Below are 16,423 nucleotides of genomic sequence, written 5' to 3'. Positions count from 1 at the left end.
GGCACGGCCATGCTGTCCTCATGGCTGAACGCCTTCGGGTCCGAGACATCGACGACGATGAGGGACGGCGATTGGTGCGGATCGTTCGCAGGGGTGCGGGCTCGATGGTTACCTGGCGGCGGGCCGAGGTGGTGCTGTTGTCCGCACAGCGCATGCCGGTCGACGAAAGCGTGACGGTCACGCTCACCAGGCCGGAGAGGTCCGCGATGTCCTGCACGACTGCAACGCAGACGGCGTCGTAGAGCCCGCACACGAACCCGGCCGGGCCTCCGCGAACGGGTGCGCGGGCGGTGTGGTGCGGGCGCAGGCCCGCTGGGCCAGCTGACGGCACACCTTAAGGGCGGCACGGCGCTGGGCCGGTGTTGATGGTGTTCTTCATACGACGTCCCCTTTCTCGCCGCTCAGCTGGTGGCATCCCCGGCACGTGCCCGGTCTGCCGTGCACGACGCGGCTGGCTGCGGCTCAGCCGAAGCGCGCATGCAGTGGCTCAGGGCTTTCGGCGTGCCGTGCGGATCGCGGCTGCGAATCCGGCTGTGCTGCCGCATATCAGGACGCAGCCGAGAAGGAGAAACGCGTCGGGCCAGGGGCTGTCCTGGCTTCCTGACTGGGCGCTTGAGTCGCTGTCCTGCAGTCCTGCCGGGACTGTCGCGCCGCGCAGTTGCGCTACGGCGTCCAGGTAGAAGTACCCGTATTTCTTGGACGGCTCGACGTATGAGTTCTCGCTGAACTCGTTCCAGCTGATCAGGCCGAGCATGTCCGGGGAGGAGCCCACGGCTGCGGCGTATTCCGTGCGCAGGGTCCGGCCGTCGTCGCGTGGCACGGTTCCGGTTCCGCCGACCAGTTCGGCGTCGAAACCGGGGGCGAAGGGGGCGATCCAGTACCCGTGGTGGGCGTGCACGGCTGCGGCCATCTGCTGCAGTTTCTTCGGATAGCCGGCGTCGGTCTGCGGATTGACCGAGGACCAGTAGTACGCATCGCCGTCGGTGTACGAGGCGATCTGGTCGTAGGCGGACACGCTTTTCTGTGTGTTGAGCACCAGCAGTCTGCCGGTTACCGGGCTGGTGACGCTCCGCACGGCCGCCGCGCTGAACTCCCAGGTGCCGCTCCAGATGGTCAGCGCCTTGCCGCCGATCTTGTAGAACACCGGGTTGGGCGCGTATTTCGTCTCGAAGGTCTGGAAATCCTTGCCCACCTCCGACGCCGGTAACGGCTTGCGCTGGAAATCCAGACCCTGGTAGATCATCGCCAGCTTGAATTTCTCCTGAGCGGCGATCCGCATGACCAACTGCAGTCGGCTGTCGTTCTGGGCAGTGTCCTTCCAGCTCACGATGAAGCCCTGGATACCTGCCGCCTTTGCCGACTCGATCTGCTGTTTGACTATGGCCGGATCACCGCTCGAGTAGTCACCGGCCAGCGGGTAGTCGAGCTTGGCCCGCCGCCAGGAGTTCGGGCTGAACCAGATGTAGTAGTAGGCGAACAGCGGCAGCGCATTCCCGCCGGAGGCGACGGGACCGGGCAGCGGAGTGAGCTCGCTGGGCACGGACGAGCCGGAGCCCTGGGGGGACGAGGCGGGTGTGTCGGACTGGGTCGCCAGGCCGACGGCAAGAGCCGCGAGGCCGAGCGCTGCGATCACGAGACAGAGCAGCCCCAACCGGGGCAGTCGATGCGAGGACGTGCGACTCACGGGTCTTTCAGCTCCTTGGTTCGGTTACCGCCGGCGCTGCGGAAGGGGGCGCGGCAGGTTGCGGCTCGGGGCCCGTGTCCGCCGCGCCCCCGTCCGGCGCACCCCCGCCCTGCGGGCGGCCTCTCGCCCCGCGCCGACGGCGCACAGCGCGCACCGCGGCGGGCATGAAGGGCGCGAGCAGGAACAGCAGCAGGCAGAGGGCGCCCAGCCCGAGATCGTCGTCGCTGATCATCCGCACGGCGACGGTGCTTTCCTGGGAAAGCCGGATGGTCTTGGCCATGGCGACTCCGCCGCCGGTCGAGGTGACCGAGTAGGACGCTCGGGGGAGGTGCCCGAAGGAGGCCCGGCCCGCGGCGTCGAGCCGCGCGGCCGCCATGCGCCCGTCAGGGAGCCGCAGCATCACCGAGCGGCCGGCCGGTCCGCCGAGAAAGGCGTCCTGGACCTGGACCCGCAGGTCGAAGTAGTACCCGGTCAGGATCGGGTGTGCATCCCTGAGCGGGGTGAACGCCTCCTGCCCGTCGTTGGCGATGTTCGCGCCCTCGGTTACCAGCGCCTTGAGCCGGTAGGTGATCGGCTGGCTCCGCGGACCGACCGGCATGAGCGTCGGCGCGGTGCACGGCAGCCAGGTGGCGCCGGTCAGCGGCAGCGTGTAGTCCTGACCGGTCTGGCTCTGCACCTGGGCGGAACTGAGCGAGGCCGATGCGATGGCCCGTCCGTTCTGGTCCGCGTACGAGAAAGCCACCCGGCACTCGGCGGCGAAGGAGGCGTCGATCGTGTGGTCGGTGCGCCAGGGGAGTGCGGTCACGGCGGGGCGGTACGCCTCGTCGGGCCGGCGTTGGCCGGTCCAGCGGTAGAACGCGTAGCGGTGGGTTCCGATGTCGACGCTCGTGCTGACGACGGCGAGCGTGTGCGCGGTCCGGTCGTGTTCCATGGTCACGCTGACCGTGCCCTGCGGACCGGTGGTGTAGGTCGTCCCATCCAGGCCGAAGACCACGCCGGGCAGTGGCGGCACGGTCCTGAGGACCAGCGTGACAGGCCAGGGCTGGCGCCTGGGGTGCGGTCGCGGATGCTTGCGGGGGTGGGGCCGCGGGTGTTTGTGCGGGTGCGGACGCGGGCTTTTGTGCGGGTGCGGACGGGTCGGGCTGGGCATGGGCGTTGCCGTCGGCTGCCCGGTGCCCGTGGGCGAGCTTCCCAAAACGCCCGGACCCCCCGGACCCCCCGCACCCCCTGAAGCCGTCGATGCCGGCCGTGCGGAGGGGACGCCCGGCCCGTGAGTCGCACCCACCGCCGTCAGGCTCAGCAGCGCCAGTACGCCACCGACCGCCGCCAGCGGTGCCCTCCACGTGTTCACGGCTGTCCCCCGGAGTCCGACCGGGGGTGGCTCAGCCCTGCCGCTGCGCCGCGACGGCGCAGCCGTCGAAGGCCGGCGGCCGAGGCCGCAGCGGCGAGCAGGACTGCACACAGCGCCGCAACCAGGCTGTAGAGGGTGATCGCCGGCCCGGTGTCCACCGCGGCCGCGGTCAAGGGGGGCACACCCGACGCAGGGCCCGGCAACAGGTCTGCCTGCCGTGGCCCGGCGTCGAAGTCGAACGCGCCGGCGAGGCTGGCGGCGTCGGCGTCCCGTGCGGTGAGCGGGGCGAGCCCCCAGTTCTGCTCGATGAAGCGCAGCGCGCTTTCCGGGGCGGACGGCGTCGAGTCGACCGTGCCGACGCGGGCGTAGGGGCTCACCAGGATCGCCGGAACCCGCAGGCCGAGGGTGCCGGCGGCGGTCTTCGGCGGCGCGTACTGGTCGTACCAACCTCCTGCCTGCTCATACGACCAGAAGAACGCCGAGGAGCTCCAGTACCTGCTGACCATCAGTTGGTCGACCATGGTCTGGATGAGCTGCTGTCCGGCCCGGATCGAGTGCGCGGAGCGTTCGTCCGATCCTGAGCTGGCCACGTACGCCACGGCCGGCAGCCTGCCGTCGGCGAGGTCCGCGTAGTACTGGCTCAGGTCCCCGATGTGCCCGCGCAGCGCCGGGTCGTCCAGGAAGCGGTGGTAGTCCAGCAGGGGCACCCGGGCCGCCTGGTCGTCGGTGCCGCTGCCCGCGCCGATGGAGGAGGTCTTCGTGCGGTAGCTCTGTACGTAGAACTTCCAGCTCACCCCCGCCGCGTCGAGCCGGTCGAAGATGTTCTGCAGGTCACCGTATCCGCCGGACGGGATCCGGTCGCCGTCCGGGTCGGTGGCCGCAATCCAGTAGCAGCGGTTCGCGGCTGTGCCGTACTGCGCGTCCGAGTGGAACTGGTCGAAGAGGACGTACCGCTCGGCCGCCGCCCAGTCGGTCGGCAGGTCGGCCGCGTCGTAGTAGCCCATGGCGTCGGCGCCGTCGCGGCCCTGGCGCGTGTAGGCGCTGACGAAGCCGTCCATCCTGCCGCTGTCCACCTGCGCGGAGACCAGGTCGGCGTCGGTGCCGGGCAGGCCCGCCGTGGGCCGGCCGTGCAGCGGGTGCGGGCTGACACAGGGACGGCCCTTGCCCTGGCTCTGGCATGCGCCGGCCGGGAAGCCCTCGGCCCCGGGAAAGGTGCCGAAGTAGTCGTCGAAACTGCGCGGACCCTGCATCAGGTAGATGAAGTGCTTGATCGGCGTGGTCGTCGGCGCAGTGTCGGCTGCCGCCGTCGGCAGCAGTCCGGGCGGCGCCGCGAGGGCCAGCAAGGACGCGCAGGCGACGGCCAGGACGGCGCGACGCCACCGGCCGAGCCGACGCGGGATGCCGTTCACGGATGCACCTCGTAGACGACGATGACCGGGACCGGGGCGGGACCGAGCTTCGTGGCCACCATGACCGTTCCGGTGTACACGGCCACCCCGTGGTATCTGTTCACCAGCTTCTCCAGTTCGGAGGCGAAGTACGGGGTGCGCGCCGCGGTGTAGGAATCCCAGACGAGGTACTGGTACTCGCCTCGGCGCACGGCGAGGTCCGGATTGGGCACGGGCCGGTACACCGGGTTGCGGTCCCGTGGATCACTGGACACCGACAGCGCCCCGACCTCGCGGTCGCTGTAGTACTCCAGGACGTTCGCAATCGATGGTCCGCCGCCGAGGAGTCGGGAGCCGCGCGGCAGGTGCACCGCGATCCACCGGCCGGCCTCCCGCCCGCCTGGGAGGCCACCGGTCCCGGCGAGGAAGCCCGTCGAGTCCGAAGGATTGATCTGTCGCCAGGTCGGTACCAGCAGGGTCGCCATCGCCGCCAGCGCCAAGGCCGGCGCTGCGCAGCGGGCCGCACGGCGCAGCGCCGGGTTCGGCGCGGCCGGCCCGCGCCGCGTCCGGGGCCACTCCCGTGCGTCCCAGAGCGCGGCGACCGGGATCGCGGCCAGTACCGCGAGGGCCGGGGCCGTGGGGAGCAGGTACTGGTAGCCCTTGACCGGCCAGAGCGTGAAGAACACCACGGGGACTGCGATCCACGCCAGCAGCAGGCGTTCGCGCCAGCCCAGGAGACGTCTGCGGATCACCAGGCCGAGCAGTGCCAGCACCAGCACGGCCACGCCGACGGACCCGGGAAGCGCGGTGAAATAGAACCAGAGCGGGTGGTTGGCACGGCGCAGCAACTGCCAGAGCAGGAAGTTCTGACTGGTGCCGGACGCTCCCGCCATCCGCACCGCCAACGGGTAGGCGACGAAGACGCCCGTGAACACCGCGAGCCCGGGCAGCAGATGTCGTGCCTTGAGCCGGCCCGCCGACCCCATCGCCCCGAAGACGAACACACTGCCCACCCACACGGCCGAGGTCTCCTTGCACAGGGCTGCCAGGCCGAGGGCGGCGCCCGCCGCCATGGCCCAGCGCCGCGGCGCGTCCGCGGTGGCCCGCGCCAGGCAGTAGAGGCAGAGCACCCCGAAGCAGGTCATCGGCCCGTCCAGCAGCACTTCGCGGCTCACCGTCACGTGGTACGGCATCACCGCGAGCAGTCCGGCGGCGGCGCAGCCCGCCGGGCCGTAGAGCCGTCGGCCGAGCAGGTAGGTCAGACCTACCGCCGCGACGCCGAAGCCCGCGGTCACCGCCCGGGCGGACCAGTCGCTGTCGCTGATCCGCAATGCCTGGGCGATGACCAGCTGCACCAGGATCGGGTGCGCCCGGAAGACCGGGAACATCGACTCCAGGCCGGTGTGTCCGGCCAGTGCCTGGGCGCTGCCGGTGTACACGGCCTCGTCGCTGTTGAAGCCGACCGAGGTCAGGTCACGGAAGCGCAGCCAGGCGGCCAGCGCGAGCACCGCGCTCGGCGGCAGGATTCGCCCTGCCGCCGAGCGGGCCACCGTGACCGCCGTCCGCGGAAGGGGTTTCCGCGCGGTCCCGGTTGCAGCGAGTTCCAGGGTCACGCGGTCTGCCGATCCGCCATCGCCGCTGCCCACCGGGGCCAGGCTTCGCCGGCCGGCACCGTGCCGCGCGCCGACTCGAGCGGGTCGAGCCTGGTCTCCCCGCCGAGGACGAGGGCGGCGATCTCCTCGGCCCATCCGAAGGTGTCAGAAGCCAGCACCCGCGCCCGACTGTGGCGCAGGAACGATTCGAGGATCTCCCGTTCCCGCTCGCGCAGCTGCGGATACTCCAGCCCGCCGACGGTGATGCTCGGGGCGAGGTTGTTGAAGGGCGGGAACCCGTAGGCATCGTCGGTATTGGTGATCAGCCGGTCGGCTGTCTCCGCGGGGTCCAGCGGGGCCGTGCGCGGCGCGCCGCGCTCGATGACAAACAGGTCCCTGACCCGGACACCGGCGCCGAAGTCGCAGGCCACCAACCGGTCCGCGGTGTACTTGGGCGGCGGAACCAGGCGCTGGACGATCGCGTTGATGCCGATGATCGGGAGGTTGAAGCGGCTGAGCGCGACCGCGAAGGAGCGTCCCGACTTCGAATGCAGCCGGCTCTGCAGGTGCAGCCTGCGCCACTCGCGCCGGGTCAGGTCCTCGGCCTGCACCGCGCGCAGCGTGTGGGCGCTGATGGTCAGCGGCTTGGGGAAGCAGTAGGCGTTGCCCTGCGCGTCGATGACGGTCATGTCATCGGACAGGAAGCGTCCGCCGTGTTCGCGCAGCAGCCGCAGCACGGTTCCGGTCTTCCCGGTGTCGGTGAGGGCGGAGAGCATCACGCCGTGTCCGTCGAGTTCCACACAGGCCGAGTGCAACAGCATCCGATCGCGGGAGACCATGACGAAACGTAGCAGCGCCTCGACGATGTTGGTGTAGACCACGTGCGGGGAGCGCGCGAGCAGCGGGCCGACCTCGATGTCCACCCGGTCTCCGAGGGTGATCCGGAAGTTGGCGCCGAGCCGGCCGAAGTGCTCCTCGTAGTCCAGCACACGCGAGCCGGGGGCTGTGCCCGTGGCGCTCTCGGCCCGCTCGGTGAGCTTGGCCCGGTTCCGTGGTCCGCGCGGGCCGATGCTGCCGACCCGGACCGCGATGTCCAGCTCACCCTCACCGGTCCACTGGGCCCGGAAGAACTCCAGTTCGGGCAGCATGATCTGGGAGCCGATACGGACCACGCCGGCGATGTCGTAGCGGTACGGCAGATGGCGCGAGCGTTTGCGGGAGGTCGCGGATCCGTCCGTGGTGCTCGTGGAGGCCAGGTCCACGAGCAGCCGCACGGGGGTACGGCCGCCTTCGCCACCCAGGCCGTAGATCACCCGGTCGCTGACCAGGAAGCGCAGCAGGAACAGCAGGGCGAGCGTGACCGTGTTGGCGGTCAGCAGGCCCGCGCCCAGGTGCAGGAAAAGCCACAGCACTGGAAGCCGTCCGAGCATCAGAACATTGTTGAGGACGAAGAAGCGCGCCGTCCGGCCGCGCAGTCGGCCCTGGCCCTGGCCGCGGTAGACGGCCGCCTCCAGCAGCAGCAGGTTCCACGAGGTGGACACCTGAGTGGCCAGGGCGGCGCCGACCAGGCTGGGGGTGCCCAGGGAGTGGACGAACAGCCATAACGCGAGGTTGTTGGCGACGATGCCGGTGGCGCCGACCGCGGCGAAGCCCGCCATCCGTAACCAGGACGAGGCGAGCGTTCCGCCTTGGCGGATCTGGCCGCTGAGCCGGGACAGGCGCAGCCGGGTCAGATGCCGGAGATAGTGGACCACGGTGCCCAGGCCGGCTTTGGAGCCGCCGGCCGCGCGCGGCTCGAAGCGGTAGCTGGCCTCGGCCACCCGCAGTTCGGGATGGCGCACCAGGATCTCCAGCAATACCTTGAAGCCGGTCGGCTTGAGCCGCTGGAGGTCGAGGGCCGCCCGGCGTACCGCGAACAGCCCGGAGAGCGGGTCGGTGACGGTGGCCAGGCGCTTGGGGAACAGCAGTCGGCACAGCCGGGTGGCGCTGCGCGAGGCCAGGACGCGTACCGGCCCGTCGAGGCCGTCGCCCGCTGAGCCGCCGCCCGCGTACCGGGTGCCGACCAGGAGGTCGTAGTCGTGGCCGAGGGCAGCGGCGGCCAGTCCGGCCGCGGCCTCCGGGGAGTGCTGCAGGTCGGCGTCCATCACCAGCACCCACTCGCCGCGGGCCAGCCGGAATCCCTCGAGGACGGCGGTGGCCAGGCCGCCCCGCCGGCGGTCGGCCGGGCGGTGCAGCAGCCGCACCGGGAGGTCGAGTCCGGCGGCGGCCTGCTGAGCTGCCTCCGGGCAGCCGGGTGTGTCGCTGTCGTCGACGATCAGGATCTCGACCGGTTGATCTCGGAAGACCTCGCCGAGCCGGTGCAGCAGTGGGGCGATGGTGAGCTGTTCCTCGCGGGTGGGCAGGACGATCGTCAGTTGCTCGGAGCCCGTGGCGGTGTCTGCTGTTCGCGGATTGAGCAGAGGGGCATCGGCCAGGTCCTGTTCGAGAGGCTCCCGGTTTTCGGGCAGGACGGAACTCATAGTCACACCTCGTCGTCGTCAGATGGGCGCTGACTGTGCTGGCGCCTTGCCGACCGCGCGCCGGACAGCGGCAGCGAGGTGGGCAAGCCGGTCATGCGCCTCGTCCGCGAGAGGAACGGGGCCGGTGAGCGCGGCGTCGCGCCAACCGTACGACCGGGAGAGACCTACGGAGTTGAAGTGGACATGACCATACCAGTGGTGGACAGGAGGTGAACAGGAGAAGATGGGTAAGAAGCGATGAAGACGAACGTGGACGAACAGATCTGACACCAATATATTCCGGGCTCAGAGACGCCGGGCCCGGATCCCCCGGGAGCGTGGCAGGATCTGCCCGGGATTCGGCCGGACAAAGCCGACTGATCTGCAATGATGGGCCGACAATGACGGTGCTTGCAGGGGCCGTTACGCAAAAACACAGGACGACATGTCCCGGAAACATTTGCACCCGTCCCACGGGCCCGCGCCGGGTTTTGCCGGGTTGAATCCGATGGCATACGGCCGACTCGCCGATCGGCGGGACCAAGGAGCGAGAGGCCGCACCTCCCGACTGGTGAGGGCCCAGCTGGGAGGTGCGGCCTGTGGCGACCGTGGGCTGCGTACAGGCGCATCGACGGCGAACTGTCCGGTGCTCGGGTGTGCGATGCGCGACAGTGGGCACGGCAGGCGTTCCCGCCGCGCGGGTGGTACCGGGGGTGGGCGCTCGCGGTCAGGCGTGGAAGTCGGCGGGTTCGACGGTGGGAAGGTCGCTCAGTTCCTTCTTGGTCAGCTGGACCCTGACGCCGTCGCCCACGCGGGTCACCGCGGCGATCGGGATGGCCACGGTCCGCTTGCCCCAGAGGTGGCCTTCCTGCAGGAGTACGTGGGTGACGTGGTGGTCCTGGGGATCGATCACCAGGCCCTGTATGTGCCCGATCTCGCCGTCGTCGGCTTGGGCCCGCTGGCCGCGGCGGATCTGTACCTCGCCGGTGGGGACACGTTCCTCTGTCGTGGCCTTGGTCGCAGCCTGTGCGGGTTGCGGGGGCATGGCGACGGGGACCACGCCCGGCGAGCCCACGCCCGCCGTTCCCACGCCCAGGCTGTAGTGGGGCCAGGCCATCGTCTGGTCGGCCCGGTAGCCCGAGGTGTCCTCGGGCGCGGGGACGAAGTGGCTCTCCTCGGCCGGCTCCAGGTGGTGGAAGTCGTCGGTGCTGCAACGCAGGCGCACCACGAGGTCCGGGCCCTCCTCCGTGTCCTCGACGAGGTCCAGCGGCACCAGGAGCGGGGCGCCGTCATCGGGCTGGACCACCAGGTGCGTGACCGCGCGTGCCACCGGATCGATCACCACGCGCTCCAGACGCCCGCAGTCGCCGTTGCTGCAGCTGACCACGCTGCCGATTGCATAAATCGCGTCCATGTTCGGACCCCTCTTCTTCCCTCATCGCAGCCGGCGGCCGGACGGCCCTGGCTTCCCCAGCACCTGCCCGAAGTCGGGCAGCGGACACCGGGCACCGGGCACCGGACAAGGGCGTACGCGTGCGCGCCGTGAGGTGTCATCCGGGGCACACGGGTTACGCGTACCCGTGGAAACGACACATTTGCGGGCATTGGCGTCGGTCTGCACCCTCGGTCCGTGCCCAGGCTGGGCGTCCTCCTCGACCAAGACCTCGCAGTCGGCGCTTCCCGCTCGGACCGGGCCCTGCGCAGCGACCCGTAACCGGCCGGTTGACGCCCACCGACACCCCACCTCTACCCGAAGGACTGATGACATGAAAGCCCTGGTCTACAACGGACCCTTCGACGTCTCCGTGCAGGACGTCCCCGACGCCCGGATCGAGGCGCCGAACGACGCGCTCGTGCGCATCACCACCACCAACATCTGCGGTTCGGACCTGCACATGTACGAGGGCCGTACCGCAGTCGAAGCAGGCAAGGTCCTGGGCCACGAGAACATGGGCATCGTCGAGGAGGTCGGCCCCGGGGTGACCCGGATCAAGGTCGGCGACCGGGTCTCGGTGCCGTTCAACATCGCCTGCGGGACCTGTCGCAACTGCCGGCAGGGCTGGACCGCGTTCTGCACCCGGGTCAACCCCACCGAGGGCGTCGACGGCGCCGCTTACGGCTACGCCAACATGGGACCGTACAACGGCGGCCAGGCCGAGTTCCTGCGCGTCCCGTACGCCGACGTCAACCTGCTGCGCCTGCCCGCGGGCACGGAGCACGAGAACGACTTCACGATGCTCTCGGACATCTTCCCCACCGGCTGGCACGGCACGGAACTGGCAGGTCAGCGCCCCGGCGACCGTGTCGTGGTGTTCGGGGCCGGTCCGGTGGGCCTCATGGCCGCCCACAGCGCCATGATCCGGGGAGCCGCTCACGTCTTCGTCGTCGACCAGCAGGCCGACCGCCTGGCGCTGGCCGCCTCCATCGGGGCGACCCCCGTGGACTTCACCGACGCCGACCCGGTCGAGCAGATCCTGGACGCCACCGACGGCCGGGGAGCGGACTGCGGCGTGGAGGCGGTGGGCTACCAGGCCCACGACCACACCGGGCAGGAACACCCCGAGCTGGTCCTGGACAACCTCGTCAAGGCCGTGCGTACCACCGGGGGCATCGGCGTCGTAGGGGTGTACGTGCCCGAGGACCCGGAAGCCGCCACCGAGGGTGCCAAGGAGGGCCGGATCGGCTTCGACTACGGCACCTTCTTCACCAAGGGCCAGCACATGGGCACCGGCCAGGCCCCGGTCCTGCGCTACAACCGCCAGCTGCGCGACCTGATCATCACCGGCCGGGCGAACCCGTCCTTCCTGGTCTCGCACGAGCTCAGCCTGGATGAGGCACCAGATGCCTACCGGCACTTCGACAAGCGCGACGAGGGCTGGACCAAGGTCCTGCTGCGGCCCGGCCAGAAGACGGCCACCCGATCCTGACCACAGCGCGGAAGGGAACCGCGTGCTGCCGGAATTCCTGCGGTCCTGAGTCGGTGCCTGCTCCCCGGCGGTTCCGCGGCGGCATCGGCCGCGCCCGCTGCGGGGCTGCGGGGCTCCGGTGGAGCATGGCCGGGGCAGCACGGGGTACGCGACGCCCATGCTCACCATCGGTGTCGAAGAAGAGTATCTGCTGCTGGATCGGGACCGGGGGCTGCCGGTCCCTCGGAGCGCGCAGGTGCGGGCCGCTGCTGACCGGCTGAAGTCGGTGGCCGAGGACGAGGTGGAGCCGGAGCTGCTTCAGGCGCAGGTCGAGGTGGGTACGCCGGTCTGCGAGAGCCTGGAGGAGGTCGGTGAGAACCTCGTGCGTCTGCGCGGGGCGGTGGCCGCCGCGGCGGCCAATGCGGGCTGCCGGGTGGCGGCCTGTGGAGCGGCCCCGGCCCGCGCATCGGACCCGGTCCCGGTCACGGCCAAGGAGCGCTATCAGGCGATGTCCGAGGACGCGCCGCAGCTGGTGGACGAGCAGCTGATCAACGGCATGCACGTGCACGTCGCCATCCCCGACCGGGACAACGGTGTCGGGGCGCTGAACCGGGTCCGTCCCTGGCTGCCCGTGCTGGTGGCCCTGGGGGCGAACTCCCCGCTGTGGGACGGCGGGGACACCGGGTTCGCCAGCTGGCGCACCCTGGTCTTCGACCGCTGGCCGGTCAGCGGCCCGCCCCCGGTGTTCGCCGACGCGGCGGACTACCAGGCCCGTACCGGGGCGCTGCTCGACGCGGGAGCGGTCATGGACCGGGGCCAACTCTACTGGCAGGCGCGGCTGTCCGAGCGTTACCCCACCATCGAGATCCGCGCCCTCGACGTCCAGCTGGACATCCAGGACGCCGTCACGCTGGCCGGTGTCGTCCGCGCCCTGGTCGCCCGCGCACTGGACGACCATCGCCGATCCGCTCGGCTGCCCGACGCTCCCAGCGAACTGGTGGCCGCAGCCACCTGGCAGGCAGCCCGCCACGGCCTGGACGAGAACCTGATCAACCCGCACACCTGGCGCCCGGACACCGCGCGGGAGGTGACCGGTGCACTGATGACACACATCTCCCCGGCTCTGCGGGAGGCCGGTGACCTGGACCTGGTCACCGCCGGTGTGGAGCGACTCCTCAGCCAGGGCAACGGCGCGCAGCGCCAGCGCCGGGCCTTCGTCAAGGACGGCCTGGAGTCCGTCGTGGACCTGATCACCGCCCAGCGCGGGTGACCCGGTGACCCCGGTGGACGTACGTCAGGAGGACGACATGGGCCGGCACCGCGCATCGCTGTACGACGAGATCGACCAGGCCGTCGACGGGCGGACGGAACAGTTGTGGGAGGTGGCCTCGGCCCTGCACCGGGATCCGGAGACCGCGTACCAGGAGTACCGCGCGGCGGACCTGCTGACGGGCGCGCTGGAAGACGGCGGCTTCGAGGTCGAGCGGGGCGTGGCCCGGATGCCGACCGCATTCGTCGCCCGCGCCGGAACGGGGGCGGCCCCGCGCGTGGCGCTGCTGCTGGAGTACGACGCCCTGCCGCAGCTGGGGCATGCCTGCGGGCACAACCTCATCGCCGCCGCCGGCCTGGGCGCCGCACTCGCGCTGCGCTCGGTGCTCGGCGATGTCGAGGGCACCCTGCTGGCGGTCGGCACCCCGGCGGAGGAGGGCGGCGGCGGGAAGGTCGCCGAAGTCCAGGCGGGCGTCTTCGACGGAGTGGACGCGGCGTTGATGGTGCACCCGGGCGTCCACGACTGGTCCCGGGCGCCCCTGACCGCGCAGATCCAGCTGCGGGTACGGTTCCACGGCCGTTCCGCCCACCCGACCGGCAACCCCACCGAGGGCATCGACGCTCTCGCAGCGCTGATCGAGCTGTTCAACACCTTGAACGCGGTCAGCCGGCGCCTTCCGCCCGGCTCGCACGTCCAGGGCATCATCACCGAGGGAGGCAAGGCCACCAACATCGTGCCGGACCTCGCCGAGGGCCTGTTCGGCTGCCGGGGGCTGACCACGACCGCCCGCGACGCCCTGGTCGAGCAGCTCACCCAGTGCGCCCAGGGCATCGCCCTGGCCACCGGCACCACCGTCGAGGTGACCAGGGACACCGCCGGATACGAGCACTTCCGCGACAACAGCACGCTGTCCGACCGCTTCTCCCAGCACATGCGGCGCAGCGGCGTTCAGCTGACACCGCCCGATGCCGGGGTGTTCCTGGGTTCGTCGGACATCGGCAACGTCAGCACCCGCATACCGGCGATCCACCCCTTCGTGGCGATCATGGAGCCGGACGGGTCGGACCACACCCCGCAGTTCGCCGCCGCTGCCGGGAGCGAACGCGGTCGGCGGGCCATGCTGGCCTCCGCCAAGGCCCTGGCCTGCCTCGGCTCGGACCTGCTGCTGCACCCCGAGATCCGGGCCGAGGCCTGGGCGCAGTTCCACGCCCAGGCCGAGGCCGAACGCTGACGCCGGGGCGTCGACCCCGTGACGCCGGTGGCGGGCAGGAGTTCTGTCTCCTGCCCGCCACCGGCGTCCTCAGTCCTGGGCAGCGACACGGACGCTGGTGACCTTGCTGTCGGCGGCGTCGGGAATGACCATGCCGGCGTCAGCGCCGGTACGCAGGTAGCGCAGAACAGCGGCGTTGAGCCGCTGGCCGGGCACCACAGCGGGGATCCCGGGAGGATAGGGCGTGATCATCTCGGCGGCGATGCGCCCCTCGGCCTTCTCCCAGGGAACTTCCTCGACGGCGCCGAAGAACGCGTCGCGCGGCAGCACCACCTGCTCGCCCATCAGCTGCGCGGGATCGGGGATCTCCACCACCGGTGCGGGCCGGAACCGGTCGGCATGGCGTACCAGGTCCTGCAGCGCGTTCACGAGCCGTTCAGCGGAGTGGGCGTCGTCGGCGTGGGTGAGCTGAGCGCTGATCCGCCGGTGGTCGCACAGGTGCAGGTTGATCCGGTGGTGCTCGCGCAGCCAGTCGGCGGCATCGTAGCCGGTGATCCGGAGCTCCGAGAGGTCGACGAAGACCTGGAGCGGGTCCATGTCGAAAGCCCGCTCCGGTCCGCAGAAATCAGCGCGGTCGTTCACGTGCAGACCGTCGATGGCGCCGAGCCGCTCGCGTACCTGGCGGGCCAGGCCGAGGGCATGGTCCAACAGGTCCCGGCCCTGCTCGACCATCTGGCGGCGCCAGCCGTCCAATCCGGCGTAGATCAGCACGGACGCGCTGGTGGTGGCCAGCAGGTCCGCGCGCTGCTTCAGGACATCGGGCTCGACCCGGTCGCCTCGCAGGTGAAAGACGGAGCCCTGCTCAAGGCCGGAGCCCATTTTGTGGACCGAGGTCACGCAGATGTCCGCACCCGCGTCCATCGCCCAGGAGGGAAGGTCGGGGTGGAAGGGCAGGTGCGCGCCCCACGCCTCGTCCACGATCAACGGCTTGTCGCGGTCGTGGCACACCTGCGCGATGGCGCTGATGTCCGCGCAGGTCCCGTACGGGGTGGGGCTGGTCACCAGCGCGCCGCGTGCGTCGGGGTGCGCGGCGAAGGCCGCCTCGAACGCCTGCGCGGACGGCGGGTGGGCCAGATGTCGTTCCGGATCCCAATTCGGTTCCACCCACACCGGGTTGATCCCGGCAAGGATCAAGCCGGACACCACCGACTTGTGCACGTCCCGCCCCACCAGCAGCTTCTGGTGCGGTCCGGCCACGGCCAGCATCGCGGCCTTGACCGACAGCGAACTCCCGCAGGTGGAGAAGAACGTGTGGTCGGCATCGACCGCGTCGGCCATCAGCGCTTCCGCCTCCTCCAGGATTCCTCCCGAGGATGTCCGGTCGTCCAGACCGGCTGTGGCCAGCACATCGGAGCGGAACACCGCCTCACCCAGCACAGCCCGAACCCGTGGATCGGCGCCGCGCCCCTGCTTGTGGCCCGGGGGAGTGAAGGGCAGTTGGCCGGTGGCGTGGTAAGCGTCCAAGGCCGCGAGGACAGGTGCCTTCGAATGGTCCATACCCGCCCACCTGCCCCGGTCAGCGGTCGAAAAACGCCTGCCACCGGAGCCGGACGAGCGGCCGCGCGTCCTGGCCGACCCGTCCGCGACAGTGCAGGGGAGCAGGAGGACGGCGGCGGCACCGCGGGTACGCTGGGCGCATTCTGGCCCTCACCGAGGAACGGACCGTCTCGTGGACGTCACCTTCGCCGGTCGTGTGATCGAATGGCGCGGACCTGCGCCGTTCTACTTCGTCGCCGTACCGAGGGAGCAGTGCGCCGACATCCGTGAGGTGGCCGCGATGGCCTCGTACGGCTGGGGCGTGATCCCGGTCGAGGCCCGGATCGGCGAGACCACCTTCACCACGTCGCTCTTCCCCAGGGACGGCGGCTATCTGCTGCCGGTCAAGAACGCGGTGCGCAAGCCGCAGGGCCTCTCGGTCGGCAGCGACGTCTCCGTGGCCCTGACCGTTCGCCTGTAGGCGCGGCTCGGACGCCCGGGCCGCCGCGTTTCCTATGCTCGGAGCCGTGACCATTCAGCGGATGGACAACGTCGCCGTCGTCGTCGAGGACCTGGACGCGGCCGTCGCGTTCTTCACCGAACTGGGCATGGAGCTGGAAGGCACCCAGCAGGTCGAAGGCCCCTGGGTGGACCGCATCGTGGGGCTCGACGGCGTCCGGAGCGACATCGCCATGATGCGGACCCCGGACGGCCACGGCAGGCTGGAGCTGACCAGGTACCACAGCCCCGCGGCGTCCAGCAGCGTGCCGCAGAACCCGCCGCCCAACACCCTGGGCCTGCATCGCGTCATGTTCGCCGTGGACGACATCGACGGTACCGTCGCCCGCCTGCGCACCCACGGCGCCGAACTCCTCGGCGAGGTGGTGCAGTACGAGAGCGTCTTCCGGCTCTGCTACCTCCGGGGCCCGGCGGGCATCATCGTCGCGCTGGCCGAGCAGATCGGCTGACCCGGGCCCGGCATGCGGGG

General features: G+C 70.8%; 13 protein-coding genes. 6 read left to right on the top strand and 7 right to left on the bottom strand.

The annotated features are described in order from the left end of the window. Positions 1-20: 20 nt before the first annotated feature. A complete protein-coding gene (locus GXW83_RS18270) occupies positions 21-242 on the top strand; it encodes a hypothetical protein (RefSeq protein WP_182444108.1) in 222 nt (73 codons plus the stop codon). Between the two features lie 245 nt (positions 243-487). On the opposite strand, the gene GXW83_RS18265 is transcribed toward GXW83_RS18270, so the two are convergent. The 6 genes from GXW83_RS18265 to GXW83_RS18240 all read right to left on the bottom strand — a co-directional run bounded on the left by GXW83_RS18265 (position 488) and on the right by GXW83_RS18240 (position 9,927). Continuing rightward, the gene (locus GXW83_RS18265) at positions 488-1,633 is read right to left on the bottom strand and encodes an endo-1,3-alpha-glucanase family glycosylhydrolase (protein WP_225447077.1); all 1,146 of its coding nucleotides are present in this window, start codon (positions 1,631-1,633) and stop codon (positions 488-490) included. Between the two features lie 58 nt (positions 1,634-1,691). Beyond that, positions 1,692-2,696: a hypothetical protein gene (locus GXW83_RS18260; protein WP_182444106.1), complete on the bottom strand. Its 1,005-nt coding sequence runs from the start codon at positions 2,694-2,696 to the stop codon at positions 1,692-1,694. Between the two features lie 335 nt (positions 2,697-3,031). Next, entirely contained in the window at positions 3,032-4,444 is a 1,413-nt protein-coding gene (locus GXW83_RS18255) for an alkaline phosphatase family protein (protein WP_182444105.1), read from the bottom strand. Then, positions 4,441-6,036 (bottom strand): glycosyltransferase family 39 protein, encoded by a 1,596-nt coding sequence (locus GXW83_RS18250; protein WP_182444104.1) that lies wholly within the window; start codon positions 6,034-6,036, stop codon positions 4,441-4,443. The genes GXW83_RS18255 and GXW83_RS18250 overlap by 4 nt, the downstream gene beginning before the upstream one ends. Next, entirely contained in the window at positions 6,033-8,534 is a 2,502-nt protein-coding gene (locus tag GXW83_RS18245) for a glycosyltransferase (RefSeq protein WP_182444103.1), read from the bottom strand. Before GXW83_RS18245 ends, GXW83_RS18250 begins: the two co-directional genes overlap by 4 nt. 706 nt (positions 8,535-9,240) lie before the next feature. Beyond that, a complete protein-coding gene (locus GXW83_RS18240; RefSeq protein ID WP_182444102.1) occupies positions 9,241-9,927 on the bottom strand; it encodes a PRC-barrel domain-containing protein in 687 nt (228 codons plus the stop codon). Positions 9,928-10,279: 352 nt separating this feature from the next. Between GXW83_RS18240 and GXW83_RS18235 the strand changes: the two genes are divergently transcribed. From GXW83_RS18235 to GXW83_RS18225, 3 genes are all read left to right on the top strand, one after another. Continuing rightward, positions 10,280-11,440: a glutathione-independent formaldehyde dehydrogenase gene (locus GXW83_RS18235; protein WP_182444101.1), complete on the top strand. Its 1,161-nt coding sequence runs from the start codon at positions 10,280-10,282 to the stop codon at positions 11,438-11,440. A 157-nt stretch (positions 11,441-11,597) separates the two neighbouring features. After that, positions 11,598-12,689 (top strand): glutamate--cysteine ligase, encoded by a 1,092-nt coding sequence (locus GXW83_RS18230; RefSeq protein WP_182444100.1) that lies wholly within the window; start codon positions 11,598-11,600, stop codon positions 12,687-12,689. Between the two features lie 37 nt (positions 12,690-12,726). Further along, a complete protein-coding gene (locus GXW83_RS18225) occupies positions 12,727-13,920 on the top strand; it encodes an amidohydrolase (protein WP_182447394.1) in 1,194 nt (397 codons plus the stop codon). Positions 13,921-13,989: 69 nt separating this feature from the next. Here the strand turns inward: GXW83_RS18225 and GXW83_RS18220 are convergent, their stop codons facing one another. Continuing rightward, on the bottom strand, positions 13,990-15,456 hold the full coding sequence (locus tag GXW83_RS18220) for an aminotransferase class I/II-fold pyridoxal phosphate-dependent enzyme (protein WP_182444099.1): 1,467 nt from the start codon (positions 15,454-15,456) through the stop codon (positions 13,990-13,992). A 172-nt stretch (positions 15,457-15,628) separates the two neighbouring features. On the opposite strand from GXW83_RS18220, the gene GXW83_RS18215 reads away from it, so the two are divergent. Next, positions 15,629-15,916, top strand: coding sequence for a DUF1905 domain-containing protein (locus GXW83_RS18215; RefSeq protein WP_182444098.1), 288 nt, complete (start codon positions 15,629-15,631; stop codon positions 15,914-15,916). A gap of 46 nt (positions 15,917-15,962) precedes the next feature. Then, on the top strand, positions 15,963-16,403 hold the full coding sequence (locus GXW83_RS18210) for a VOC family protein (RefSeq protein ID WP_182444097.1): 441 nt from the start codon (positions 15,963-15,965) through the stop codon (positions 16,401-16,403). Positions 16,404-16,423 lie beyond the last annotated feature (20 nt).

The organism is Streptacidiphilus sp. PB12-B1b (genome assembly GCF_014084125.1).
Classification (GTDB): domain Bacteria; phylum Actinomycetota; class Actinomycetes; order Streptomycetales; family Streptomycetaceae; genus Streptacidiphilus.
The sequence above is the reverse complement of the archived record's forward strand: the minus strand, read 5'-3'. Positions and strand labels throughout refer to the sequence as shown.

Excerpts from the sequence above, each read along its gene's own strand:
- GXW83_RS18230 (WP_182444100.1), top strand. The coding sequence starts at position 11,598 with ATGCTCACCATCGGTGTCGAAGAAGAGTATCTGCTGCTGGATCGGGAC.
- GXW83_RS18235 (WP_182444101.1), top strand. The coding sequence starts at position 10,280 with ATGAAAGCCCTGGTCTACAACGGACCCTTCGACGTCTCCGTGCAGGAC.
- GXW83_RS18220 (WP_182444099.1), bottom strand. The coding sequence starts at position 15,456 with ATGGACCATTCGAAGGCACCTGTCCTCGCGGCCTTGGACGCTTACCAC.
- GXW83_RS18240 (WP_182444102.1), bottom strand. The coding sequence starts at position 9,927 with ATGGACGCGATTTATGCAATCGGCAGCGTGGTCAGCTGCAGCAACGGC.
- GXW83_RS18245 (WP_182444103.1), bottom strand. The coding sequence starts at position 8,534 with ATGAGTTCCGTCCTGCCCGAAAACCGGGAGCCTCTCGAACAGGACCTG.
- GXW83_RS18225 (WP_182447394.1), top strand. The coding sequence starts at position 12,727 with ATGGGCCGGCACCGCGCATCGCTGTACGACGAGATCGACCAGGCCGTC.
- GXW83_RS18270 (WP_182444108.1), top strand. The coding sequence starts at position 21 with ATGGCTGAACGCCTTCGGGTCCGAGACATCGACGACGATGAGGGACGG.